Source organism: Kineococcus gurbantunggutensis, from assembly GCF_050871925.1.
Lineage (GTDB): Bacteria > Actinomycetota > Actinomycetes > Actinomycetales > Kineococcaceae > Kineococcus.
In genome coordinates, this window is the sequence record NZ_JBJLSG010000003.1 from 26659 (window position 1) to 51923 (window position 25265).

The 25265-nt window shown below is 70.4% G+C and carries 15 protein-coding genes and 3 pseudogenes; 5 read left to right on the top strand and 13 right to left on the bottom strand.

Annotation, left to right across the window (positions count from 1 at the left end):
- Nucleotides 1-107: 107 nt before the first annotated feature.
- Both ACRYR7_RS00795 and ACRYR7_RS00800 read right to left on the bottom strand, forming a co-directional pair.
- Nucleotides 108-1097 carry a zinc-binding dehydrogenase gene (locus ACRYR7_RS00795; protein WP_432570197.1) on the bottom strand — a complete coding sequence of 330 codons (990 nt, stop codon included), beginning with the start codon at nucleotides 1095-1097 and terminating at the stop codon, nucleotides 108-110.
- A 38-nt stretch (nucleotides 1098-1135) separates the two neighbouring features.
- Nucleotides 1136-1816 carry a TetR/AcrR family transcriptional regulator gene (locus ACRYR7_RS00800; protein WP_432570165.1) on the bottom strand — a complete coding sequence of 227 codons (681 nt, stop codon included), beginning with the start codon at nucleotides 1814-1816 and terminating at the stop codon, nucleotides 1136-1138.
- 69 nt (nucleotides 1817-1885) lie between these two features.
- On the opposite strand from ACRYR7_RS00800, the gene ACRYR7_RS00805 reads away from it, so the two are divergent.
- The 3 genes from ACRYR7_RS00805 to ACRYR7_RS00815 all read left to right on the top strand — a co-directional run bounded on the left by ACRYR7_RS00805 (nucleotide 1886) and on the right by ACRYR7_RS00815 (nucleotide 4264).
- Nucleotides 1886-2317 (top strand): MmcQ/YjbR family DNA-binding protein, encoded by a 432-nt coding sequence (locus ACRYR7_RS00805; RefSeq protein WP_432570166.1) that lies wholly within the window; start codon nucleotides 1886-1888, stop codon nucleotides 2315-2317.
- On the top strand, nucleotides 2314-2673 hold the full coding sequence (locus tag ACRYR7_RS00810; protein WP_432570167.1) for an MmcQ/YjbR family DNA-binding protein: 360 nt from the start codon (nucleotides 2314-2316) through the stop codon (nucleotides 2671-2673). Before ACRYR7_RS00805 ends, ACRYR7_RS00810 begins: the two co-directional genes overlap by 4 nt.
- Nucleotides 2674-2827: 154 nt before the next feature.
- Nucleotides 2828-4264, top strand: coding sequence for a carboxylesterase family protein (locus tag ACRYR7_RS00815; protein ID WP_432570168.1), 1437 nt, complete (start codon nucleotides 2828-2830; stop codon nucleotides 4262-4264).
- Between the two features lie 87 nt (nucleotides 4265-4351).
- Here ACRYR7_RS00815 and ACRYR7_RS00820 read toward each other — a convergent pair.
- The 6 genes and pseudogenes from ACRYR7_RS00820 to ACRYR7_RS00845 form a co-directional block, all read right to left on the bottom strand.
- Nucleotides 4352-4684, bottom strand: a pseudogene (locus ACRYR7_RS00820) (transposase); the annotation flags it as partial.
- A gap of 6 nt (nucleotides 4685-4690) precedes the next feature.
- A pseudogene (locus ACRYR7_RS00825) lies at nucleotides 4691-5549 on the bottom strand (IS5 family transposase).
- Nucleotides 5550-5684: 135 nt separating this feature from the next.
- The gene (gene rhaS, locus ACRYR7_RS00830) at nucleotides 5685-6752 is read right to left on the bottom strand and encodes a rhamnose ABC transporter substrate-binding protein (RefSeq protein ID WP_432570169.1); all 1068 of its coding nucleotides are present in this window, start codon (nucleotides 6750-6752) and stop codon (nucleotides 5685-5687) included.
- A 76-nt stretch (nucleotides 6753-6828) separates the two neighbouring features.
- Nucleotides 6829-7890, bottom strand: coding sequence for an ABC transporter permease (locus ACRYR7_RS00835; RefSeq protein WP_432570170.1), 1062 nt, complete (start codon nucleotides 7888-7890; stop codon nucleotides 6829-6831).
- The gene (locus ACRYR7_RS00840) at nucleotides 7887-8981 is read right to left on the bottom strand and encodes an ABC transporter permease (protein WP_432570171.1); all 1095 of its coding nucleotides are present in this window, start codon (nucleotides 8979-8981) and stop codon (nucleotides 7887-7889) included. The genes ACRYR7_RS00835 and ACRYR7_RS00840 overlap by 4 nt, the downstream gene beginning before the upstream one ends.
- Nucleotides 8978-10450: a sugar ABC transporter ATP-binding protein gene (locus tag ACRYR7_RS00845; protein ID WP_432570172.1), complete on the bottom strand. Its 1473-nt coding sequence runs from the start codon at nucleotides 10448-10450 to the stop codon at nucleotides 8978-8980. The genes ACRYR7_RS00840 and ACRYR7_RS00845 overlap by 4 nt, the downstream gene beginning before the upstream one ends.
- A 1208-nt stretch (nucleotides 10451-11658) precedes the next feature.
- Here ACRYR7_RS00845 and ACRYR7_RS00850 point away from each other — a divergent pair.
- Nucleotides 11659-12667: pseudogene (locus ACRYR7_RS00850) on the top strand (LacI family DNA-binding transcriptional regulator).
- Nucleotides 12668-13155: 488 nt separating this feature from the next.
- Here the strand turns inward: ACRYR7_RS00850 and ACRYR7_RS00855 are convergent.
- A complete protein-coding gene (locus ACRYR7_RS00855; protein WP_432570173.1) occupies nucleotides 13156-16191 on the bottom strand; it encodes a glycosyl hydrolase in 3036 nt (1011 codons plus the stop codon).
- Nucleotides 16192-16517: 326 nt separating this feature from the next.
- On the bottom strand, nucleotides 16518-18173 hold the full coding sequence (locus ACRYR7_RS00860) for a GH39 family glycosyl hydrolase (RefSeq protein WP_432570174.1): 1656 nt from the start codon (nucleotides 18171-18173) through the stop codon (nucleotides 16518-16520).
- Between the two features lie 315 nt (nucleotides 18174-18488).
- On the opposite strand from ACRYR7_RS00860, the gene ACRYR7_RS00865 reads away from it, so the two are divergent.
- Nucleotides 18489-19664, top strand: coding sequence for an ROK family protein (locus ACRYR7_RS00865; RefSeq protein ID WP_432570175.1), 1176 nt, complete (start codon nucleotides 18489-18491; stop codon nucleotides 19662-19664).
- 221 nt (nucleotides 19665-19885) lie between these two features.
- On the opposite strand, the gene ACRYR7_RS00870 is transcribed toward ACRYR7_RS00865, so the two are convergent.
- The 3 genes from ACRYR7_RS00870 to ACRYR7_RS00880 form a co-directional block, all read right to left on the bottom strand.
- Complete coding sequence (locus ACRYR7_RS00870; RefSeq protein WP_432570176.1) at nucleotides 19886-23329, bottom strand: pyruvate carboxylase; 3444 nt, start codon at nucleotides 23327-23329, stop codon at nucleotides 19886-19888.
- A gap of 86 nt (nucleotides 23330-23415) precedes the next feature.
- On the bottom strand, nucleotides 23416-24177 hold the full coding sequence (locus tag ACRYR7_RS00875) for an SDR family NAD(P)-dependent oxidoreductase (RefSeq protein WP_432570177.1): 762 nt from the start codon (nucleotides 24175-24177) through the stop codon (nucleotides 23416-23418).
- A gap of 60 nt (nucleotides 24178-24237) precedes the next feature.
- Nucleotides 24238-25248, bottom strand: a complete 1011-nt coding sequence (locus ACRYR7_RS00880) for a transketolase family protein (RefSeq protein ID WP_432570198.1) — start codon at nucleotides 25246-25248, stop codon at nucleotides 24238-24240.
- Between the last annotated feature and the right edge of the window lie 17 nt (nucleotides 25249-25265).

Here is a 25265-nt window from a genome sequence, read left to right on the forward strand (position 1 = left end):
CCAGGCGGTGCGGGGTGGTTGATCGGCACGAACGTACCCGGCGCGCTGTGGCGGCATCGAGTCGTCACGACTCACACCAGCAGCGTGCCGGGCGTTCAGGCAGCAAGTCACCTGGGTCGATGGTCGAGAACAACGACGTGCTTGCCGGTGCCCGTGCCCGACTCCAGGCCTGCATGGGCAGCATGGACCTGCTCCAGTCCGCGGTAGACCTTCGCGATCGCCACCGTGAGCTCGCCCCCGGCGATGGCCCGCAGGTGGCGCTGGAGCGCCTGGGGCGGCAGGTCGGTCGCGTCGCCTGCGTAGCTGGTCAGCCGTACGCCCTTGGGGATCATGAAGGGGCTGAAGTCGCGGACGCTCCAGCCCCCGGCAAGGGCACCGGTGAAGCACGCCGTGCCGTGCACGCGCACGCACGCCAGCGTGTCCGCCAGAGAGGTGCAGCCCACCAGCTCCAGCGCAGCATCCACGCCGTCCGGGACGAGGGCTCGGACGGCGTGGGTGATCGCGCCGTCGTCGGTGATCGGGTGGTCGACGCCGACCGCGCGCAGGTCGTCGGCGCGGCGGGCGTGACGCGTGGTGGCGATGACCGTGGCACCGACCTGCTTGGCCAGCGCGGCGGCGGTCAACCCCACGGTGGAGGTGCCTCCGCGGATCAACAGGGTCTGACCCGCTCGGAGGTTCAGGCCGGTGCTCAGCGACCCGGCGGCGGTCTGGACCATCTCGGGCAGCGCGCCGATGACTTCCCACGGAAGGGCGCTTTCGAAGGGGATGACTTGCGTTTCGGGAACCGTGACGTACTGGGCGTAGGACCCGTCGAACGATCGGCCCATCCCGCCCATCATGGTCGCCACCTGCTGGCCCGGGCGCAGGGCGCTGTCCTGGTCCGCGTCGTCGACCACCCCGACGGCCTCGATGCCAGGGATCCGTGGGTAGGTGACCTCGGCGTCCGACTCGCCCCGGCGGGTGCTCACTTCGGACTCGTTGACACCGAACGCCTTTACGGCGATGCGGACCCAGCCCGGCCCGCGCGCCGGGATCGGTACGTCGCGGACCTCCAGCGCCTCCACCCCGCCCGGTCGGGTGACGACGACCGCTCGCATCACCGCCGGGGTCTTGTCCTGGGTTGTCATAGGAATGGTCATGTCGCTCTCCTCGACGGGTTCCTCGATCGGGGCGGCCCTTGTGCTGTGTCCTCAGGTTCCTCGCTCGCTCCGGGTCGCGCTCCGTGCTGGGCGGCCGTAGGCCGTGCGCTGCCGACGCCCGTGTCGTCGGCCAGGTCGGTGACGAGGGCCCAGAAGGCGCGGTGGACCATCCCCTCGTCCAACGGCGTGTCGTGGAACGAGCGGTAGGTCCACCACCCCCAGATGAGGGCGTCGACGGCCCGGGCCGCCGAATCGGAGAAGCGGTGCCGCAAGACCTCCAGCGACTCCTCCTGCAAGCTGCGGACGAGCTCGGCCACGCGCGGGCTGCGCCCTGCGTAGTGGTACATCTCCGTGTACAGGCGAATGGCGTGCCGGCTCGGGCTGCTCGCCCCGCACGTTGCCGCCACGAGCGCCTCGATCGCCTCGTTCTGGGTGCGCGCCTCGTGCAGCGGGGTCGCGTACAGCGGCTGCAGCCCGGCGCGCAGGGTCTCGAAGGCGGTGACGATCAGCGTCTCGAGGTCAGCGAAGTAGTACGTCATCGACCCCAGCGGGACCTCTGCTCGGGCCGCGACGCGCCGGTGGGAGGTCGCATGCACACCCTCCTCGCCGATCACGGCGAGCGTGGCGTGCAAGATGCGGGCCCGGCGTTGCGGGTCGTTCGGCTTGCCCTTGCGCACGGTCCTCCTGTCAGCGTAAGTACGTACCAGGGTACATACTTCTGGTGCGGTGTGGAGCAAGGAGGGGTGATGCAGGAGAAGATGGCGCAAGACGAGACCGCGCAGGACGCAACGGTGTTCGACGAGAGGGTGCAGCAACAAGCACGCGCACGCGCCCAGGAGCTCCCCGGGGCCGGTGTGGGGCACTCCTTCGGCCCGGAGTGGGACGTCTACAAGGTCAAGGGCAAGGTCTTCATGCTCATGACCGCGGTGACCGGTGAGCCGATCGTGATCCTCAAGGCCGATCCGCAAGACGCCAAGGCCTTGCGCAGCGAGCACGAGGACATCACTGCGGGCTACCACATGAACAAGCAGCACTGGATCACCGTGCACCCCGGCGGATCCATCGACCCGTCCCTGATCGACGACCTGGTCACCGAGTCCTACCTGCTGGTCGTGGAAAAGCTCCCCCGCCCACAGCGACCAGTCGATCCTGCGGCCTTCGGCCGGGGTGAGCGGTGAGCCTGTCGGGTTCGCAGCTGCAGCAGGTTGCCCGCGAGACCGCTCAGGCGCTGGCCGATGTCAGCAACGGACGCCCGTTCACCGCCCACCTGGAGGTGTGGAAGGCTGGGGGCAAGGTGTTCCTCATCGTGACCGACGACGACCCGGATGCGCAGATCATCACGGTGAAGGCCGACCCGCACCGAGCGGACGGGCTGCGGCGCGAGCACGACTCGATCACCCGAGGGCGCTACCTGGACAAGCAGCACTGGATCTCCGTCGGTGCCGGCCGCGGGGTCACCCGGCAACTGGTCAAGGAGCTCGTGCAGGACTCCTACGACCTCGTCACCGACCGGTTGCCGAAGAGGTCGGCGTGAGCCAGGGCTCATCACCGCTGCCAGAGCTCACCAGCCACGGACAGGGGGCGCCGCACCACCGAACGGCCACGCCACGCAGCTGCGGCACGCCACAACCGATAGCGACCCAATCGCCCGCACGGCGACCGAACCACCACCGGAAGGGAACCCACACATGACCAAGACCGCCACGAGGCGCCCCGTGCGCTCCTGGCTGGGCATCCCCTACGCGACGGCCGGACGCTTCCGCCGCCCCACCCTGCTGCCGTTCGACCCCGACCAGCCCTACGACCAGCAGGGACCGGCGCCACTGCAAGCCGGTGACACGAGCTGGCTGGGAGCCGAGAACGGGTTCAGCGAGGACTGCCTGAACCTCAACGTCTGGGCGCCCGAAGAACCCCAGATCCCTGCCGACGGGCCGCTCCCCGTGGTCGTCTACATCTTCGGCGGTGGGTTCGAGCTCGGCTCCAACACCCAGACCACCTCGAACGCCGCCGGTCTGGCAGCGACCGGGCAGGCGGTCGGCGTTTCCTTGAACTACCGCCTCGGCCCGTTCGGGTGGCTCTCGCTGTCGCAGTACGGCGGCGCGCTGGAGGAAGCGACCAACCTCGGCCTGCAGGACATGATCACCGCGCTCCGGTGGGTGCAGGAGAACATCGCCCGCTTCGGCGGCGACCCCGCCAACGTCACGGTCACCGGCCACAGCGCCGGCGCCTTCTCCGCCGCCGCCCTCCTCGCTGCTCCCAGCGCCGACGGCCTGTACTCCCGCCTGGCAGCGTTCTCTGGTGGCGCCTCGCGCATCGTGCCGGCCTGGTGGGCTGAAGAGCTTGCCGTGAAGTTCTTGACGGAACTGGGCATCAGCAACGACCCCGAACGGCTGCTCACCCTCGACGCCCACCTGCTCGCCGAGACGCTCACCAAGGTCGGCCCCCGCGACATCGGCGACCGAAACGGCGCCGACAACACCACCCTCGGCGTCGTCGACGACCGCACCCAGCCCGGTGCGGTCCTTCAAGACACCCCGTTGCACGTGCTGGCGTCAGGTCGCCACCGCGACATCGACATCCTGTTCAGCACCGCGACCCACGAAGGGGACTGGTGGGTCATCAACAAGACGGCCGACTTCGATCCTGGCAGCCTCGACAACCTCGTCGAGGAACTCGTGATCACTTCGCGCATTCCCCGCAGCCGCGCCCACCAGATCGTCGAGGCCTACAACACCGGGGGCCGCTCTCCCGTCGAGGTCCGCGGGGCGCTGCTCACCGATTACCTCTACACCCTGCCTGCGGCTCGGGCCGCGCTCACCCACGCCGCCGCCGGCGGTAACGCCTACCTGCTCGCCGTCGGCCCGGTCGAAGGTTCGCACGCCGTGCACGGTACCGAGATGTACGGGATCGTGGGCCAAGAACGCCCCGGCCGCAGCGGTGAGCAGGCCGTGCGTGACACGTCCGTCCGTGACGCCCTTCTGGCGCTGGCGGCCGGCAACACCGGCGAGCTGTGGGAGCCGGTGACCAGCACGCCCATCACACGGAGCATCGGCAACCCTCCCTATGACCCGACTGCCCATGCGCTCGAGGTCCTGCGCACTTTTGAGGGGATCCAGCGGCCGTAAACGGATACTCTTCCCCGTGCGGCCACCCCACCCGGCTATCCCCGCACGGCCGGGACTGTCCGATCTTCGGTGTAACTGGCCGGGCGGTTAGTGGGTGATGCGGCCTTCGAAGGTGATGGCGAAGGCGTTGAGGGCGGGCTTCCATTGGGCAGCCCAGCGTGTCGGACGGCGTCCGCTGGGGTCCAGCGCCCGAGTCGCCAGGTACAGGCACTTGATCGCCGCCTGCTCGGTCGGGAAGTGCCCACGGGCGCGGACCGCCCGACGGTAGCGGGCGTTGAGGGACTCGATCGCGTTGGTGGAGCAGATGACGCGGCGGATCTCCACGTCGTAGGCCAGGAACGGGATGGACTCGTTCCAGGCATTGCGCCACAACCGCACGATGGCCGGGTACTTGGCGCCCCAGGTCTCGGCGAACGACTTGTTTCATTATGAATTCGGGAGCTTGCGGTAGCAGATGAGGGCGCACGCCAGCTGCAGCAACCCCAGATGCAGATCGGCGCGCACCTCGTAGCGGATGCGCAACCGCTTGAACTGGTGCAGCCAAGCGAACGTCCGCTCGACCACCCAGCGGGTCCGCCCGAGGCCGGAGCCGTGCCCGGCGCCCCTGCGGGCGATGCGCGGCACGATGCTGCGCGCCCGCAGGGCGCGGCGGTAGACGCCGTAGTCGTAGCCGCGGTCGGCGAAGAGGTAGTGCGGGCGCAAGCGGGGACGACCGCGGATGCCGCGCAGTACCGGGAAGGCGTCAACGAGGGGCAGCAGCTGGGTCACGTCGTGCCGGTTGCCGCCGGGCAAGGCCACGACCAGCGGGACGCCGTTCGCATCGGTCAACAGGTGGTGCTTGGAGCCGTTGCGGGAGCGGTCTACCGGTGAAGGAACGGTGTGAGCCCCCCTTTGAGGGCCCGCACGTGCGAGCCAGCCACCACCGCCGTCTCCAGCTCCAGCTTCCCCGCTGCGCGCAGCTCCTGCAGCAGCACCTGGTGCAGGCGCGGCCACACCCCGGCCTCGGTCCAGTCCCGCAGCCGGCGCCAGCACGTGACCCCTGAGCAGCCGAACTGCTCGGTGGGCACCTGTCCCCACGTGCAGCCGGTGATCAGCACGTGGACGATCTCGGCCAGGGCGGCGCGGTCATCGCGCGGCAGGCGCCCTGGGTTGGGGGTACCTCCCACGCTCAGCGTGGGGGACGGTGCCGGCGCGGCGGACGCTGGGGCAGCAGCGGCTGCACCCGCTCCCACAACCCTTTCGGCACCAGCTCCACGACCCGCTCGGGCAGTACCTCCTCGGCCATGCCTCCAGGCTGCGACGACCTCAGCAGACCCGCAACTCATAGTGAAACGAGTTATTGCTGCGAGGGCATCGGCAGCACCACGTGATGAAGGGCGTGACGACGGATCGCCACGCCCCTCGCGGACCGGATCGGAGGTCAGAAGTCGAACTGGTCGATGTTGTCGGCGGAGAACACGAACGGCTTGCCCAACGTGATGACGCCGTCGTCGCCGACCTCGAAGTCGGTCTCGTTGCTGGACAAGCCCTCGGCGGCGAAGGAATCACCCTCCTCGCCGGTGATGTCCTCGTCGATCATCGCCTTGGCCGCGTAGGAGGCCAGGATGCCGAGGTCGGCCGGGTTCCACAGGGCGAAGGAAGTGACCGTGCCATCCTTGACGTACTGGCGCATGTCGTTCGGCGTCCCCAGACCGGTGAGCGCCACGTTGCCTTTGTACTGCGAGGTGCTGAGGTAGCGCGCCGCCGCCGCGATCCCAACCGTGGTGGGGGAGATGATGCCCTTGAGGTTGGGGTGTGTGGACAGCAGCGCTTCGGTCTTGTCGAACGAGGTCTGGTCGTCGTCGTCGCCGTAGACGGTATCGACGATCTGGATGTTGGGGTACTTCTGCGCTGCATAGGACTTCATCGACTCGATCCAGGCGTTCTGATTGGTGGCGTTCGCGCTGGCTGACAAGATGGCGACCTCGCCGGCCTCCCCGATCTGCTGGGCGACCAGGTCCACCTGGCTCTGGGCGATGAGGTCGGTGCTGGAAGCGGAGACGTAGGCGTCGCGACAGGACGGGTCGACGTCGGAGTCGAAGGTAATGACCTTGATGTCGGCGTCTTGTGCTTCCTTCAACGCGTCGCACAGGGCGTTGACGTCATTGGCGGACAGGACGATCGCGTTGACCCCCTGCTGGGTCAGGGTGTTGATGTAGGAGACCTGACCGTCGGCAGTGGCTTCTGACGGGCCGACCTCCTTGAACTCACCGCCGAACTCCTCGACGGCCTTCTTCGCGGCCTGGTCGGAGGTCTCGAAGTACGGGTTTCCCAGGTTCTTCGGCAGGAAGGCGATGGAGTAGTCACCAGAGCTCCCGGAATCGCCACCGGAGCCGGTGGCGGAGTCGGACGAGCACGCCGTGACACCCAGACCCAGCAAGGCCACCACGCCGATGCCGGCGAAGGCGCGACGCGGGTTCACAGAGTTCAAGGAGGGAAGGAACGTCATCGTTGGTCCCTTTCAGGAGCGAGGTCGAAAAGGTTTCCGGTGGTTGATAGCGGTGGTGGAGCGGGAGGGGGATGAGTCAGAAGCTCGCGGTGCGCACGGTGGGCCGGCGGCGTCGGTGACGGAGCGCTGACCCGGCCGCCGGGACAAGGACCGACAGGACGAGCAGGACGCCGGTGGCCACGTTGATGACGTCGGAGGAGACGTCGGCCAAACGCAGGGCGCCGCGCAGCGTGCCGATCACCAACACCCCGGCGATCACACCGGGCAGCGCGCCACGGCCACCGAAGATCGACACCCCGCCGACCAGGACGGCGGCCACGACGGACAGCTCCAAGCCTGTGGCGTTGTCCCCGCGGGCGGAGTCGTAACGCAGCGTCCAGTAGATCCCCGCCAGGGAGGACACCAACCCGGTGACGACGAACAGCCAGAACTTGACTCGCCCCACACTGATCCCGGAAAAAATCGACGCCTCAGTGTTCAGGCCCATGGCATAGATGGCGCGCCCCACCGTGGTGAAGTGCAGCACGACGGCGAAAATTACGGCCAGGGCGACGAACATGAGGATGATACCGGGAACGGCGGTTCCGCGTCCGAACAACCGGTCGCTCACCAGGTCCCTCCACTGCTCGGGGAAGCCGGTGATGGCAGTCGTCCCGAGAAGACCGACGGCCAGTCCCCGGTACAGCGCCAGGGTGCCGACGGTGACCGCCAGGGAAGGCAGGCCGACGGCGGTGACGAGAAACCCGTTGAGGGCACCACCGGCCAGGCCGATGATCAGCGCGACGACGATGGCCAGCGAAATGCCGACGCCGTGTTCGTGCAGGACGCCGACAACGACGCTGGACAGGCCCATCATGCTCGCCACGGACAGGTCGATCTCGCCGGTGACGATGACCATCGTCATGGGCAGCGCGATGAGCAGAACGGGAAAGACGTCCAGTAGGAGGTAGTAGACGGTCTGCGGACTGTCGAAGTTCTGCACCGACCGCGAGGCCACGAGCCAGACGATCACGAGCAGGGCGATGATGGCGGTGTCCCGACCGAGCAGCGCCTTGCGCAACCGGGTGCCCGGGCGCGGGGCGCGGGGGGTTGGCGGCCGCTGGGCCTCGTCCTGCTGCTGCACTGTGGAGGAGATCACCGGGTCACCTTCTTTGCTCGCTGGGGATCGGGGTTGCTCGCCGGGGTCGGTGCAGATCGGGTGTCGTGCCGTGCGCCGATCAGACGCCGAGCGGTGCGTAGCACTAGCAACCGGTCCAAGACGATCGCTCCGATGATCAGTGTTCCTACCACCGCCTGCTGCCAGAAGTCGGCGATGCCGACGGTCGGCAGCGCCCGGTTGATGGTCGTGAGCAGGACCGCACCCAAGGCGGCGCCGACCACCGTGCCCGAACCGCCCGTGATGGCCACGCCGCCGATGACCGCGGCGGCCACGGCGTTCAATTCCAGGCCAGCCCCGGCGTTGGAGCTGATGGTCGCGTAGCGCGCGGCGTATAGGATACCTGCCAGCCCCGCCAGGGCTCCGGAGGCGATGAAGGCGGCCAGGACGCGGCGGGCGACCGGCAGGCCGTACAGGACCGCCGCCTGCGGGTCCGAGCCGATGGCGTACAGCTCCCGGCCGCTGCGGGTGGAGTGCAGGACGTAGGCCAGGCCCGCGAGCACCAGCACCGCGACGAGCGTGATGTAGGGGATGCCGAGGACCGTGCCGGTGCCGAAGGACACGAACGAGCCGGGCATGTCGGAGGCGTTGATGCGGTCGGCCCCGGCCCAGGCCACCAGCACACCGCGAAACGCGTAGAGAGTCCCCAGCGTGATTACCAGGGAGGGGACCCGGGCGATGCTGACCAGCACGCCGTTCAGCAGACCAAGGACCGCCCCCATCACCAAGGCGATGGCGAGGACTGCGACCAGCGGCAGGGAGGTGTTGGCGAACATCCACCCGGTGGCGTAGGAGGTCAGGCCCAGCACCGCGCTCACCGACAGGTCGATGTTCTTCGTGACGATGACCAGGGCTTGACCTACGGCCAGCAGGAGCAGCAGGGCCGGCGTCAGCAGCAGGTTGCGGAAGCCGTCCGAGCCGGTCGCAAAGCTGGGGCTGGCGGTGGTCGCGACGACGACCACCAGGACGACGGCGACCGCGACGCTCGTCTCGCGCCGCCGCCCCAGCTGGCCGAGCCACCCGCTGCGGTGGGCCACGGTCCCGGCGGAGGGCGGGACGGCTGCCGTGCTCATGCCGCCACCTCCATCCGGGTGGCGGCGGTCATGACCGACTCGCTGGTGGCGTCGGCGCGGTCGAGTTCGGCGGTGACCGCCCCTTCGCGCATGACGTAGACCCGGTCACTCATGCCAAGGACCTCCGGTAGCTCGCTAGAGATCATGAGGATGGCCAGTCCCTGGTGGGCCAGTTCGTCGAGGAGGCGGTGCACCTCGGCCTTGGTGCCGACGTCGATCCCGCGGGTGGGCTCGTCGATGATGAGCAGCTTGGGGTTCATGGCCATCCACTTGGCGATGACGACCTTCTGCTGGTTGCCGCCGGACAAGGTGCTGGCCATGCTGTCGAGGTCGGCGGCTTTAACCTGCAGGCGCGCGGCCCAGTGGGTGGCGCTGCGGTACTCGACGTCGGAGGTCAGCAGACCGGCCTTAGCCAGGGAGCGGCGCAGGACGAGCGTGATGTTACGGGCCACCGACATGTCCAGCAGCAGCCCCTGCTTGCGGCGGTCCTCGGGGACAAAGGCGATGCCGGCCGAGATGGCGGCCCGGGGGTTGCCAGCCGGAAGGCGCCGGCCGTCGAAGGTCACCGAGCCCGTGCGGTACCGGTCGACGCCGAACACTGCGCGGGCCACCTCGCTGCGTCCGGCTCCCACGAGTCCGGCGAGCCCGACGATCTCACCGGCCCGCACGGTGAAGGACACGTCCTCGAAGACGCCGGGGCTGGTGAGAGCGTCGGCCTGGAGCACCACGTCACCCCGGCGACTGCCCTCGGTCTTGGGGAACAAGGAGGCGACCTCACGGCCGACCATAGCTCGCACGATGGCAGCCGGTGTCGTCTCGGCCGTCCTCGCAGTCGAGACGTACTGCCCGTCCCGCATCACGGTGATGGTGTCGCACAGGTCGAAGACCTCATCTAAGCGGTGGGAGATGAAGACCAGGGCTCGGCCCTCGTCCCGCAGCGCCCGGGCGATGGTGAACAGCCGTGCCACCTCGGTCCCGGACAAAGCAGCCGTCGGCTCGTCCATGATCAGGACGCGGGCGTCCAGGGAGACGGCCTTGGCGATCTCCACCAGTTGCTGGTCGGCGATGGATAACCCCAGCGTACGACCTTCGGGGTCGATCGAGACGCCGAGGCGCTCGAAGAGCGCGGTGGCCTCACGGTGCATCACCCGCCGGTCCAGCTTGCGCCACCGGTTGGTGGGCTGGCGGCCCATGAAAATGTTCTCGGTAACCGACAGGTCCGGAAACAACGTAGGCTCCTGGTATATGACCGCGATGCCGGCGGCCTTGGACTCTGTCGTGGAGCTGAAGTCGACAAGCTCGCCGCCGAGCCGAAACTCGCCCGCGTCCCGGCGGTGAACACCGGCGATGATCTTGACCAGGGTGGATTTGCCGGCCCCGTTCTCGCCCATGAGCGCGTGGAGGGAGCCGGGCTGGACGGACAGGTCGGCGCTGATGAGTGCCTTGACGGCACCGAACGACTTGGACACTCCGGCAAGCTGCAGAGCTGCAGCGGCGCTGGGCGCTGTCTGGGGTTTCACGAGGTCTGTACCTCCGCGGTGAGGCAGCCTTGCCGACGCGAGGCTGGTGAGTGGGTTTGGGCCAGTGGCGGAGACGAGGCGCCGCAAGACGAGTGACTGCAGCTGGGCGACATAGTGGGTGCGAAGTCCGTGAAGCTGTCGCAGTAGTCCTCGTTGGCGTGAGGGGCATAGCGCGCCTGGTAGTTGCTGCGTTACTGCTCGAGCGACTTCTTCGGCCGACCAATCGACCCCTGCGGCGGGGCGGTGCCGGCAGGTGCAGGGCCGTGTCCGTGTCGGCGAAGTATTCGGCCTGCGACTCTCCGTGAGAGGCGACGACGCACGACGGGGCCGTCCCGCGGCGCTGGACTGCGTAATGGGCGCTGAGACGGTCCCGTTCGGCATGTCGAGCGTCCTCACAGAGGGCACGCGGGCGGTGTGTTTGGGACGGGAACTTTCTCCCGGGCCCGGTCGAGGAGGACGGCGACCGCGCGATCAGGCGCCCCGGCAGAAGTGCCTGACCGCCCACGAGAAGCTTCGGATGTTTTGGATTTACATCACGGACGACAAGCACGTTCGTGCTGGCGACTGCGATGGTTCACTCATGCGGGGCCAACTCCATCACTCCACTTCGTCGGGGCTGGCCGCATCGTACGCAAGCCTTGACACGTTTCACAAGCGATACGACGAAATACCCGTTGGGGGGTAGACGAGGTGCTACCGTGCCGACGGGTCCTGCTGAACCGTGTCACGGTTCCGCGCCGTGCAGTCCGGACGCCTGGTCGACGTCGGCCGGTGACCAACCTCGGTCGAACGCCTCCTCGTTGCTCGTACAAGAGAATGTGATGTCGAATCGTCAGTCAGCTCACGCTTGGAGCTGGTCCCAAGGGCCCTCGTCCTTCGCAGGCACCGGGCGATGAGCGTGCCGACTCCTCCGGAACGACCGCGACGAACTCGTCGCCGCGGTGTCGCAGAGGGCGACGCCTGATCGACGACCGACCACCGAGGACGTGAACTCTTCAGTTCCTGCACGCTGCCGAGGCGTGCTCGCTCCCCCGTCGGCACATGGCGGGGGTGAGGACGGCCCCGCGGGAACTGGTGGAGGACCACCGTCCACACCGGCAGCGAGCAGCACCCGTAAGCACAGACGTGCCGATGCACTCCTAACCAACGGGGCCGACGTGCCGACCGTCAAGGAAGTCGCCCAGCGCGCCGGGGTATCCGTAGGGACCGTCAGCAACGTCCTGAACCGCCCCGAGGTGGTTTCCCGCGCCCTGCGTCAGCGGGTTCTCGATGCGATCGCCGAACTCGGGTTCGTGCGCAACGAGACTGCCCGGCAGTTGCGCGCCGGAGTCAACCGGACCATCGCGATGGTGGTGCTGGACGTGGGAAACCCGTTCTTCAACGGCGTCATCGCCGGCGCCGAGGAGCTCGCCGAGCAGCACGACTGCCTCGTGGTGATGTGCAACAGCGCCAACTCCGCAGCGCGAGAGGCCAGGCACCTGCATCGGCTGGAACAGCAACGCGTCCTAGGTGTCCTGGTGACTCCCGTCCACGACACGCCCAGCGCTGCGCTGGTCGAAGTACGCGCCCATGGAACGCCGGTCGTGCTTGTCGACCGAGGCGCAGGCTCGGTCGAGCAGTCCTCGGTCGCCGTCGACGACGTTCTCGGCGGCCGGCTCGCCGGCGCGCACCTGGTGGGCACCGGGCACCGGGCACCGGGACATCGTGTACGTGGGGGTCGCGGCGCTGCTGCGCCAGGTGCAGGACCGCCTGCGCGGGGTGCGGGAGGCCGTCGGGGGCGTGGGGACCGTGGGGGTCGTGGAGGCGGCGGAGCTGTCGGTGCGGGCCGGGTCGCAGGCCGCGGCGCGGGTCCTGGCCTCACCGGCGCACGAACGTCCCACTGCGGTGTTCTGCGCCAACGACCTGCTGGCCCTGGGGGTCCTCAACGAGTGCGTCCGCCGGGGGGTGCGGGTGCCCGAGGAGCTGGCCGTTGTGGGCTACGACGACATCGGGTTCGCCGCGACGGCCACCGTGCCGCTGACATCGGTGCGCCAGCCGCGGGAGATGCTGGGGCACACGGCGGTGGAACTGCTGCTCGCCCAGGTCGAAGGGCGCGTACCGCAGCAGATCGTCTTCGAGCCCGACCTCGTCGTGCGGCGCTCGACGGGGCGGCGCGTCAGCTCCTGAGCTCATCGGGGTGGTCGACGGCCCACACGGCCAGCGTCGACGACGGTAACGACGGCGACGACGAGCACTTCAAAGTCGGTCGATCCTCGCCGCCGTTCGCTGAGCGCGGTGTTGATGCGCCCACCGACTCGAAGACCTGCCCAACCACCACGACGCGCATGCCCCTCGGCCGCCCTGCCGAGCCGATACCTGGCCGTCAGTGCGTAGCCTGCGGCCGCGAACCGGTCAGCGCCCCGGAGGAGTGGCTCGTCCCGGCCCGAGCCGCTGCCGGGCACTGCAGGTGGACCGGGCTGGCGAGCGCCGCATCACGGCTTCGCCCGCTCCCCCGTTAGCCGTCCCCCGCGCCGCGCACGGTCACCCGCCCAGCGCAGCGCGGCGCGCCGGCCGACGCGGCAGCGGATGAGCTCCCGAAGCTGCGTCGACCTCTGTCATGGTGGCGCTTTCGTCATTCCGCTTAGTTCGCATCGCCTCCGGTCACTGGCTCAACCTCAGTCGAGATGCACGTCAACGTAGGGGTGCAGGACGATGGGCCCCAGCAGGCCGACGCGCTGAGCGGGGAGCCGGTAGGTGGAACCACCGGTGACCTCGACGGCATTGTAGAGCGTGGTCGCGACGGTGACGACAACCTCGTTGCGGCCTGCACGCAGATGCGGGCCCAGGTCGATGCGGCTGAGGTCGCTCTGGTTGAGCCCGGCCACGTCATGCCCGTTGACACGGACCCGCACGGTGTCCACCGCGGACCCCAGGTCCAGATACGCGCCGTCGGCCGGGGACCACGTCGTCGGTAGGTCGATGCTCGTCGCGTACCGGCCGATGCCGGAGACCGCGGCCAGTTCCGGGTGACCCGGGACCTCGTTCCACGCCGGCAGGCTCCCGTCCGCCCGAGGGGTGAGGGTGATCGGGGCGAGGGTCCGCGCGGACGTCTCACCCGAACGGGCACCGGGGGTCCAGGACTCGATCGAGAGGGTCCACGAGGTGGGGGCTGGGACGGGGGCGACTTGGTCCACCGACACGCGGTGAGGGGTGCCGTCGTCGAGGACGACCTCCGTCGCACCGGCGTGGGTGGCGCGCCACAGCAGCGCACCGTCCTGCCCGTACCGCGCCTCGCCCTGCTCGGCCCGGGTGTCCGCCAGGACGTGGCGCTCGCCGCGCCCGGCACCGGTTCGTTTACCCCGCACCAGCGTCAGGACGGTGACGTCGTAGGGCGCCAGCTGCAAGGGGGTGCTGAGCGTGCTCTGCCCGCGGTCGTCGGCCCGGTAGGTAGCCAGCGGGGCGAGAGTGCCACCCCAGGTGTCCACCCGATGAGGGCGACCGCGCCCGGTCACGGTGACGGTGGTGTCCAGGCGCTCGCGGGAGCGGTTGTAGAGGAAGTAGTAGTCGGCCTCCTCGGTGCGGCGGCGCACGGTCTCCAGCGCCGTGGTCGGTTCGGGCAGGCGGACGGCAGGGATCAGGCCGGCGGCACGCAGCGCGCGGGGCAGGTCCGCCTCCGCGCCGACGCGGCGGGCGCTGCGCTGGGCCAGGAGTCGGGTGAGCAGCGACCGGACGCGGGCGTCCTGACGCCGGTCACCGGTTCCCGCTACCGCGGCCGGGACGTTGCCGACGACGAAAACGGGCAGGCCGCGCCGGGCGAGGTCCACGACCTGCTCCAGCGCCTCGACGGGCATCGTCGTCTGGTCGTTCAGGACCAAGGCGTCGTAGTGCGCACCGCCGGGCAGGCGCAGCCCGTCACGTCCATCGGCCCTGCCCAGCGCCTCGGGGGGCAGGTACTCGTAGGTGTACCCGGCTGCGGCGGTCGCGGACTCCAGCCCCAGCATGTGCTGGGGCTGGTCCTGCGGGCTCACCGCGTGCCCGGCCAGGCCCAGGTCCTGGTAGTAGACGGCCAGGTCGAAGCGCGGAGTTCCCTGCTTCAGGACCAGCTGCAGGCGCGAGAGGTGGTCGTTGACGGAGCGGTGGTCCTCCCACTGCGGCAGGCGGGGCCCGAGCAGTTCACTGACGTTGAGGTAGCCGCGGATGTTCCAGGGGTCGTACCCTGGCCAGGCGCCCCCGGCGCCGCTGTTGGGGGTGGCCAGCCCGGCGGGGGCATCGCGGTAGGCGAAGCCGTGCCAGACCAGCTGGGTGGCTCCCCCGGCGTAGGCCTTGTAGGTGGTGTCGAGCTGGCCGCTCTGGGCGTCGCCGTTGACGTAGGCAGGGCCGGTGATGTCCTGGTTGAGGTCACGGCCGGCCACGGTGGAGCGGTAGGCGCCGTTGAAGATCCCCGAGCACTCCGCGGAGATGCGCGTGGTCCCGACGCTGTGGGCCCCGCCGGCGACGACCTTGTAGTCTTGCTCGGCGCCCAGGGGATTGGGGCTGCCGAAGTTGATGGACTCACCTTCGGGGACGCCCACCACCCGGGAGGCGGCTCCGGTCCGGATCGGGTTGCCGTAGGGCTGGGCCCGGTAGTTCATGCCGTGCCCGGCGGCCCAGCGCTGCAGGTGGGCGACGTAGCAGTCGATGTAGAGGTCGCTCCAGGTCTGGCGGTAGTCCTGCCGGTACCTCGCGCCGCTGCCGTCGCTGAAGTCGAAGGCCGGGACCGCGGTTCCCTGAGCGCCGATCCCGGTCAGGGCGGGCAGGGCGGCGGTGACGGGGTAGCCGCGCAGGGCGGCGAAACGCTGGGAGAAGTCCCAGGTCCACGCCTGGTTCGAGCCCAACTCCAGGGAGTCCTCAAAGATCGCCCCGGGCGATGGCAGCCGGCCGATGAGCCGGCGGGTCTGCGGGGTCAGGACGTGCTCGTCCCAGAAGTCGGTGAGTGCTCGAGCGCCGGTGCTGCTGAGGTGGTCCACGACGTAGTTGGGCGTCGTGGCGGTGTAGCCGCTCTTGGCCAGGCCGTCGGCGGTCTGGTGGAAGGCCAGGATGACCCACGTTCCCCGCCCGCGCGGCGCGGTCCAGGTCAGGCGGCCGCCGACGACGCGGGCGGTGAGGTCGACCAGGGAGCTGCGCTCCAGCAGCCGGGAGGTGCCCTCGGCGGGGAGGACTGTTCCGTTCACCGCCCGGACCGCCAGGACGGCGACGAGGATGGTCTTCGCCCCGGCCGGGACGGCCGCGGCGGCCGGCGCGGGCACCGGCTGGTCGTAGCGGGCGCCGGCGCCGACGTCGGCCGCGGCGTGCAGGAGCTGCTGGGCCGCAGCAGGGTGGTTCACGTCGGCCACCGATGGGACGGTCGGGGGGTAGTTCGGGCCGAGGTTCTGATCGACGCTCAGCCCGTGCTCGGCGGCAGCGGCCAGGACCACCTGCAGCTTGTGCCTCCACAGCGCTGTTCCCCAGCCGTAGGTGCTCAAGAAGGCAGCGTCGCGGTTCCCCTCCCCGGGCACGGCGAAGGGCGCGACCTCCACCCCGCCGGCACCGGCGGCGGCCATTTGCGCCACCTCCGCCCGCAACTCCTCGTCCTCGACGTGGGCGAGCGGGACCCACCAGCGGTACTTGGGGCGCACCGTCGACGGCGGAGCCGCCAGCGATGTGCCGTCCAGGGCCGGGACGGGGTCAGGCACGACCGGTACGGGCCTCAGCTGGGTGGCCAGAGACGCCTGGTTCCCCATGGAAGTCGCGGTGGAGGTTGTGGTGGCGGCACCGGCCGGGGCCGCAGACAGCAAGGCGGCCCCGGCGGCGGCGCCACCGAGCACGATGCTGCGACGGGTGAGCTGCGCTGGGCCCTGTGGCGCGGAACCGTGAGGTGCGGAACGGTGGGGCGCGGGGTGGTGGGGAGCAGGACCGCGGGGTGCGGCAGGTGGTTGGGAGTCGTTCATCGTTCTTCCTCAACGGGCGCGGGTAGCGCAGGTGGGATTCGAGAGGCGGGTCGCGGTGCGGCGTCGCCGGGTCAGGGGATGTGGATTGCCGCGACCCCCTCGGCCGGCACGGTGAGGGTGAAGCTCGCCGATCGCCGGTCCCAGCCGGCGGTCAGCTCCAGCCGCGAGGACTCGACCTGGCTGGCGCGGTCCAGTTCGCGCAGCTGACGGCGGGTGGGGTATTCCGGGGAGCCCATCTCCAGCCAGGCGCGGTAGGGGTTGGTGTGCTCGGCATCGATGCGCCGCAGCTGCGCCCGGGAGGCCGGGGACACCCCGTGGAGGGTGACGGTGACCGTCGCCGCCTCGGCTCGGGGCTGATCCGGCCCGGCGAGGATGTGGTTGTAGAGCAGCACGTCGGTGCCGCCGTCGCGGGCACCTGTGACGGCGATCGCCCCAACCGTGGCCGGTGCTCCCGTCATGGTCAGAGGCAGGCGCCGGCTCCCCACCCCGTGCAGGATCTGCATCAGCCGGTAGATCGGCTTCTTGATACCGTGGATAGTCTGCAGCCCGAAACCCCCGTGGAAGGGGTTGTCGGCCTGCGTCAGTTCCTCGTAGATGTCGCTGAAGGTCCACACCGCGAGGCCGTCGACGACGCCGTCGCTTTCGATGACGGTGCGCAGCAGGCTGGCCGCAGCGTCGGAGCTGTCCAGGGCGGGTGTGCTGGAGGAGGAGACGTTGACCTCGGTGATGTACAGCGGTAGACCGGCGGGGGTGTCGGCGCGGTTGGTCTTGAAGAAGCTGGCCGGGCCTTCGGGGCCGATGCCCCTGTCGGTCTCGTAGGCGTGTGAGGTCGCAAAGTCGAGGGGGACGTCGTTCGTGCTCGCCCACTGCATGAACTCGCGGTAGTACTGTGGGCCGGGAGCGCGAACCGGCCCGAAGCCGAACTGCCCGGAGGAGGTGGCCGGTCCACCGACCTGCAAGGAGTCGTCGACGTCCTTGATCGCTTCGGCGGCCGCACGGTAGAGCTTGAAGTAGGCCGCCTGATCGCCATCGAAGAAGTTGTAGAGGTTGGGTTCGTTCCACACCTCGAACGGCCAGTTGCGTACTTCCTTGATGCCGTAGCGGTCGACGACGTGCTTGGCGAAGGCGCCGACGAGCCGGCCCCAGGCGGCGTAGTCCTTGGGTTCCATCTGGTTGAAGTCGTACAGCAGCCCACGGAAGGGTGGGGGTCCGACCTGGAGGGCCTCGGGCATGCTGCTGAGTTCGATGAAGGGGTGCATGCCCTGCTCGACGAGGGCGTCGTAGATCTGGTCGACGTTGAAGAAGGAGAAGTCGTCCTGGGTGTAGACGGGATTTCGTTCGCGCCCGCCGTTGTAGGTGGGGGCGTATGTGCTCATGGAGGTGTTGAAGATGCCGTGCACCCGCAGAGACCGCACGCCCAATTCGTCGTGGCAGGTGAACAACTGGTCTTGGTAGTCGCGGCGCAGGGCCTGCTTGGCCCAGTCGCCGGCGATGACCTCTTCCCAGGTGTGGGGGAAGTGCGAACCCCGCTGACGCAGGTCCACCGTCAGCGAAGCCTTGGCCCCGGAGACAGCCACCGCGCCGAGGGTGGCGGCCTGGGCATTGGCGGTGGGGGGTGCGGCGTGGGCGCTGGAGGCGGCCGCAACCATCCCGACTGCTCCTAGCATCCCTCCGGTGACGACTCCGCGTCGACTGACCTGGCCGGTTTCGTCGTTGTCTCGACTCATGGCGCGATCCTTCCTCCAGGTCACCGCGTCGTTGGTGACCCCGCTTGACAGGTACGTTCCACGGCATCGGTGCAGTGGGGCGCAGGGCGTCTGGTCCTGACGCTGGTCGTGCCTCGACTTCGAGGCGGGAGCGGACGCTGCAGGATGTGGTTGGGGTGTTCTTCGTCGAAGTGTCGGCCCTGGTTCAGCACTCCGGCCCAGGGCAGTGTCCAGGTGGCCCGAAGGTAGTGCAGCGTCCTCCTCATAACAACGTTTCAATCGTCACGCTTTGGCCTATTTTCAACGAAAAATGGCCGAAACCGCTACGCTGGTTCGATGAGCAGCGCTAGCCGCCTGACTGGCCTACGGGGCGCTGAGCGCCTGCTCGCAGACCTGCTGGCCACCAACGGCCCATCGACCCGCACCGAGCTGGCCCGGCTAGCTGAGCTACCGGTGAGCACCGTGACGTCTGCGACCGGGCGGATGCTGGCGCGCGGCGATCTCGAAGAGGTGCCCCAGATCCCCGGGTCCCTCCCCCGCCGCGGACGACCCGCCGCCAGGCTGCGGCTGAGCCCTCGCGCCCACCTGACCGGGGTCGTCGTCTTGACCCCGCGCACGATCCGCACGGCCCTTGTCGGCGACGACGGATCGGTGGCCGGGCGAGAGGAGGTTGCCTTCGACTGGTTGCAGTGCTCGGACGTCGTCGCAGAGTGCATCCAGCGGCTGGGAGCCGCTCGGCGGCGCTCCGGCCTCGACGCTGCGATCGACCATGTCGTCCTGGGCCGGCCAGGGCCGCATCAGCAAGGGGTGGGCATGCCGCTGCTCACTCCGCACCCGGAACCGTCCGGGGCCGCCTCACCTCCGGCTGCGGCCTGGCTACTGGACGACGTGCAACCCGCGCTTGAGGAGGCCTTCGATGCGCCCGCGACAGTAGAGAACGACGCCAACCTGGCCGCGTTGGGTGAAGCCGGCTTCGGCGTCGCCGCCGGCCTGCAGCACGTCGTCCACCTCAAGCTCGTCACCGGCATGGGTGCAGGTGTGATTGTCAACGGGCAACTGGTCCGCGGCGCCCACGGGCTGGCAGGTCAGTTGTCCCACCTGACCGTCGATTTAGGCGGACCGTTGTGCGCCTGCGGCTCGCGCGGCTGCCTGGGCAAGGTCGCCACCGCCGATCAGCTCCTCGACAGCGCCCGCTCGGCTTTCGGCCTCGGCATCGACATGTTCGATCTGCTCGGTTTGTCCGCTCAAGGTGATCATGGTGTGCGTCGCATCCTGGAAGACCTCGGCGAGCTGGTCGGCCGACACCTGGCGCCCTTCTGCGTCATGCTCGACCCGCAAATGCTCGTCATCGACGGCACCCTGGGTCCGGCAGCCGCTCCCGTCATCACTGGCCTGCGCAACGGGCTGCGCAGATCCGTGCCTCCTGTCATGTCCCGATCGCTGCAGATCACCACGGGCACCTTGGGAACGGACGCCGAACTACTCGGCGCCGCCCGCCTCACTCGAGTCTGAGCGAGCACGGTGCGGTTGCAGTGGACCTTGCGCTCACGCATGCCAGGAAGTCCAGCTCACCACAAACGGCCCGATTTCCCATGCCGCATCGTTGAGCACTTCACTCTGTGCCACGTCAAGCAGTGAAGCGTGCCGTTATGTGATCCACCAGCCAGGGCCTGGAGGTGCTCGTGACCGAGGCGCGCCCACCAGCACTCCCGTCCTGCTGTTCCGGCAGCCGGTCAGCGCGGTTGCAGCCGCAGCAGCAGATCGCCTGCGTCCACCGGCTGCACCGGGTTGATCGCGACCTGCAGGACCGTGCCGGCGCGCGGAGCGGTGATCGCGGCCTCCATCTTCATCGCCTCGATGGTGGCGAGCACCTGACCGGTCTGCACCGAATCGCCGGTGGCCACGGCCAGGGTGACGGTGCCCGCGTAGGGGGCCGCGAGGTGCGTGGGATCGCCCGGGTCGGCCTTCTGCGCGCTGCGCACCTGCACGTCCACCGAGCGGTCGCGCACCTGCACCGGGCGCACCTGCCCGTTGAGGCTGGCCAGCACGGTGCGCACGCCGCGCTCGTCGGGGTCGGAGACGGCCTCCAGGGCGACGATGAGCTGCACGCCCGGCTCCAGGGCCACGACGTGCTCGACGCCGGGGCGCAGGCCGTACAGGGCGTCCAGGGTCTCCAGCACGGAGGTGTCGCCGTAGGCGGCGCGGTGCTCGGCGTACGCCTTGCTGGGGGCGGGGAAGAGCAGGCGGTCCAGGGCCCGGCGCCGCCCGGGCCCCGGGCGGGCCAGGCGCTCGGCCTCCTGCGCGGGCACTTCCGCGACCACCGGCCGCACGGTGCGCCCGGCCAGCGCCCTGGTCCGGAAGGGCTCGGGCCAGCCGCCGGGCGGGGTGCCCAGCTCCCCGGCGAGGAAACCGATCACGGAGTCGGGAAGGTCGAAGGAGGCGGGGTCCTCGGCGAAGCGCGCCACGGCCTCGGGGGTGTCCACGCCGGCGGCGACCAGCTGCAGCGCTAGGTCACCGACGACCTTGCTGGAGGGAGTGACCTTCACCAGCCGGCCCAGGAGGCGGTCGACCGCGGCGTACGTCACCTCCACCGCCTCGAACCGCTCCCCCAGGCCCAGCGCGATGGCCTGCTGGCGCAGGTTGGACAGCTGCCCGCCGGGGATCTCGTGCTCGTACACGCGCCCCGTCGGGCCGGGCAGGCCGGACTCGAAGGGCGCGTACACCCGGCGCACCGCCTCCCAGTACGGCTCCAGGTCGCTGGCCGCGCGCAGGTGCAGCGGCGTCTCGCGCTCGGTGTGCTGCGTGGCGGCGATCAGAGCCGACATCGACGGCTGGCTGGTCGTGCCCGCCATCGAGGCCACCGCCACGTCCACGGCGTCCACGCCGGCCTCGACGGCGGCCAGCAGCGTGGCGAGCTGCCCGCCGGCGGTGTCGTGGGTGTGCAGGTGCACCGGCAGGTCGAACTCGCGGCGCAGCGCGGCCACCAGGGTGCGGGCGGCGGCCGGGCGCAGCAGCCCGGCCATGTCCTTGACCGCCAGGACGTGCGCGCCGGCGGCGGCGAACCGCTCGGCCAGGCGCAGGTAGTACTCCAGCGTGTACAGCCGCTCGCCGGGATCGGCGAGGTCGCCGGTGTAGCAGAGCGCGGCCTCGGCCAGCGCCCCACCGGCCTCGCGCACCGCGCGGATCGCCGGGGTGACCTGCTCGGCGTCGTTCAGGGCGTCGAAGATGCGGAAGACGTCCACGCCGGTGGCCACCGCCTCGGCGACGAACGCGTCGGTCACCGCCAGCGGGTAGGGGGTGTAGCCGACGGTGTTGCGCCCGCGCAGCAGCATCTGCAGGCAGACGTTGGGCACCGCCTCGCGCAGCGCGGCCAAGCGGGCCCAGGGGTCCTCGCCCAGGAAGCGCAGCGCGACGTCGTAGGTCGCCCCGCCCCAGCACTCCAGGGACAGCAGGTCCGGCAGGGTGCGGGCCACGGTGGGCGCCACCGCCAGCAGGTCGGCGGTGCGCACCCGGGTCGCCAGCAGCGACTGGTGCGCGTCGCGGAAGGTGGTGTCGGTGACGTGCACGCGGCTCTCGGCGCGCAGCCACGCGGCGAAGCCCTGCGGACCCAGCTCGTCCAGGCGCTGCTTGGACCCCGGCGGCGGTGCGGCCGCGGCCGCGTCCGCATCCAGCCGGGGCAGCTTCTCGCGCGGGTTCACGCTGACCGGCGCCGTGCCGTTGGGCTGGTTGACCGTGACGTCCGCCAGGTAGGTCAGCAGCCGGGTGCCGCGGTCGGCGGGCGTGCGCGAGGCCGCCAGCTCGGGGTGCTCGGCGATGAAGGAGGTGTCCACCTTCCCGGCGGCGAAGTCGGGGTGGTCCAGGACCGCCTGCAGGAAGGAGATGTTCGTGGCCACCCCGCGGATGCGGAACTCCGCCAGCGCCCGGCGCGCCCGCGCGATCGCCGTGGGGAAGTCGCGCCCGCGGCAGGTGAGCTTGACCAGCAGGGAGTCGAAGTGCGGGGAGACCTCCGCGCCGGCGTTGACGGTGCCGCCGTCCAGGCGCACGCCCGCGCCGCCGGCGGAGCGGTAGGCGGAGATCCGCCCGGTGTCCGGGCGGAAGCCGTCGGCGGGGTCCTCGGTGGTGATGCGGCACTGCAGCGCCGCCCCGCGCACGCGCACCCCGTCCTGGCTGATGCCCAGCTCGGCCAGCGACTCACCCGCGGCGATGCGCAGCTGCGCCTGCACCAGGTCCACGTCGGTGACCTCCTCGGTCACCGTGTGCTCGACCTGGATGCGCGGGTTCATCTCGATGAACGCGTGCTCCCCGGCGCGCTCGCCGGCGGTGGCGACCAGGAACTCCACGGTGCCGGCGCCCACGTAGCCGATCTCGCGGGCGAAGCGCACGGCGTCGGCGTGCAGCGCGGAGCGGATCGACTCCTGCAGGTTCGGCGCGGGCGCGATCTCGACGACCTTCTGGTGCCGGCGCTGCAGGGAGCAGTCCCGCTCGAACAGGTGCACGACCCCGTCGAGGTTCCCGGCGGCGTTGGTGGCGTCGGCCAGGACCTGCACCTCCACGTGCCGCGGGCGCTCCACGGCGCGCTCGAGGAACACGGTGGGGTCGCCGAACGCGCCGTCGGCCTCGCGCATCGCCGCAGCCAGCGCCTCGGGCAGCTCGGCGGCGCTGCGCACCAGCCGCATGCCGCGCCCACCGCCGCCGGCCACCGCCTTGACGAACACCGGGAAACCGACCTGCCCGGCGGCGGCGATCAGCTCCTCGCGGTCGGCCGAGGGGTCGCTGGACTCCAGCGTGGCGATGCCCGCGGCACGGGCGGCGGCCACCGCGCAGACCTTGTTGCCGGCCAGCTCCAGCACCCCAGGCGGCGGGCCGACGAACGCGATGCCCGCCGCCTCGCAGGCGCGCGCCAGCTGCGGGTTCTCCGAGAGGAACCCGTACCCGGGGTAGACGGCGTCCGCGCCGGACTCGCGCGCGACGCGGACGACCTCGGCGACGTCGAGGTAGGCGCGCACCGGGTGCCCGCGCTGGCCGATGAGGTAGGACTCATCGGCCTTGGAGCGGTGGATGGAGTTTCGGTCCTCGTGGGCGAAGACCGCCACGGTGCGCGCGCCCAGCTCGTAGGCGGCCCGGAAACCGCGCACGGCGATCTCCCCGCGGTTGGCGACCAGGACCTTGCGGAACACGGGCATCTCCTCCATCGGTCGGTCGGGCTCGGGGCGATCCCGGCGCGCGGCCGCACCGGCGCCCGGATCCGGGGCCGGGTCCGGGCTCAGTGGATGTGGGAACCGCCGTTGATGTCGTACGTGGCACCGGTGACGTAGGAGGTCTCCTCCCGGCACAGGTAGGCGATGAGGTCGGCCACGTCGCGGGTGCGCCCCTTGCGCCCGACCGGCACCGCGGCGAGCAGCTCCTGCTCGCGCTCGCCGGTCAGCTTGCCGGCGGTGATGTCGGTGTCGATCAGGCCCGGGGCCACGGAGTTGACGGTGACGCCGTGCGGGCCGACCTCGCGGGCCAGGGCCCGGGCGAAGCCGAGCTGGGCGGCCTTGGCCGCCGAGTACGCCACGCCGCCGAAGACGCCGCCGCCGCGCTCGGCGGAGACGGAGGACAAGAACACCACGCGACCGAAGCCGCGCTCGGCCATGCCGGGCACCAGGGCGCGGGTGATGTTGTAGGCACCGCGCACGTTGACGGCGAAGACGCGGTCCCACTGCTCGCCGCTGACTTCCAGGAACGGCACCGGGGAGGTGATGCCGGCGTTGTTGACCAGCGCGCCGACCGGGGGCAGGGCACCGGCCAGCACGGCCAGGGCCGCCTCGACGGAGGACTCCTCGGTGACGTCGCAGGCGATGCCGGCGGTGCGCACGCCGGTGCGCTCGCCGACCTCGTGGGCGGCGTCCTTGGCGGCCGCCTCGTCCAGGTCGAGCACGGCCACGTTCCACCCCGAGCTCGCCAGGGCGTGGGCGGTGGCGCGGCCGATGCCGCGCACGGATCCTCCGCCGGTGACGACGGCGGTCTTGTCCGAAACGGTCACGGGGTCCTCCAGGGACACGAGGCGGGTCGTGGGACGGCTCAGGGGTGGGTCAGGGGTGGGTCAGGCGGTGGGCGGGGTGCTGGGCTGCGCAGCGGCCGGCGTCGTCGGGCGCGGGCGCCCGCCGAGCTCGGCGCGCACGCGCTGGACCACGGCGTCCGTCGACAACCCGTAGCGCTGGTGCAGGGTGGGCAGCGCGCCGGCGGCGAGGAACTGATCGGGCAGCGCGATCGGCACCACGCGGGTGCCCACCCCGGCGAAGGCGAGGGTGGAGGCGACCGCCTCGGCCAGGCCACCGACGACGGTGTGGTTCTCCAGCGTCACCAGCAGGCGGTCGGTGCCCGCGGCGGCCAGGATCGCCTCGCGGTCCAGCGGCTTGACGGTGGGCACGTGCAGCACGGCGACGTCGACGTGGTCGGCCTCCAGGCGCTGGGCTGCCTGCAGGGCGCGCATCGTCATCAGGCCGGTGGAGATCAGCACGACGTCGCGCCCGGTGCGCAGCTCGGCGGCCCTGCCCAGCTCGAAGCGGTAGTCGTACTCGTCCAGGACGGTGGGCACCTTGCCGCGCAGCAGCCGCAGGTAGGTCGGGCCGGGGTGGTCGGCGAGCTGGGGCACGGCCTGCTCGATGTCGAGGGAGTCGCAGGGGTCCACGATCGTCAGGTTGGGGCAGCCGCGCAGGATCGCCAGGTCCTCGGTGGCCTGGTGGCTGGGGCCGTAGCCGGTGGTCAGCCCCGGCAGGGCGCCGACGACGTTGACGTTCAGGTTCGGCTCGGCGATGTCCAGGCACAGGAAGTCGTAGGCGCGGCGGGTGGCGAAGACGGAGTACGTCGAGGCGAAGGGCACCAGGCCCACCTCGGCCATGCCGGCGGCGGCGCCCAGCATCGTCTGCTCGGCCATGCCCATCTGGAAGAAGCGCTGCGGGTGGGCATCGCGGAAGACGTGCATGTCGGTGTACTTGGCCAGGTCGGCCGACAGGCCGACGATCTCGGGGCGCTGCTCGGCCAGGCGCGCCAGGGCGTGCCCGAAGGGGGCGCTGGTGGTGCGCTGACCGGGGTCGGCGAACGAGGCGATCATCGCCGAGGTCTTCAGGG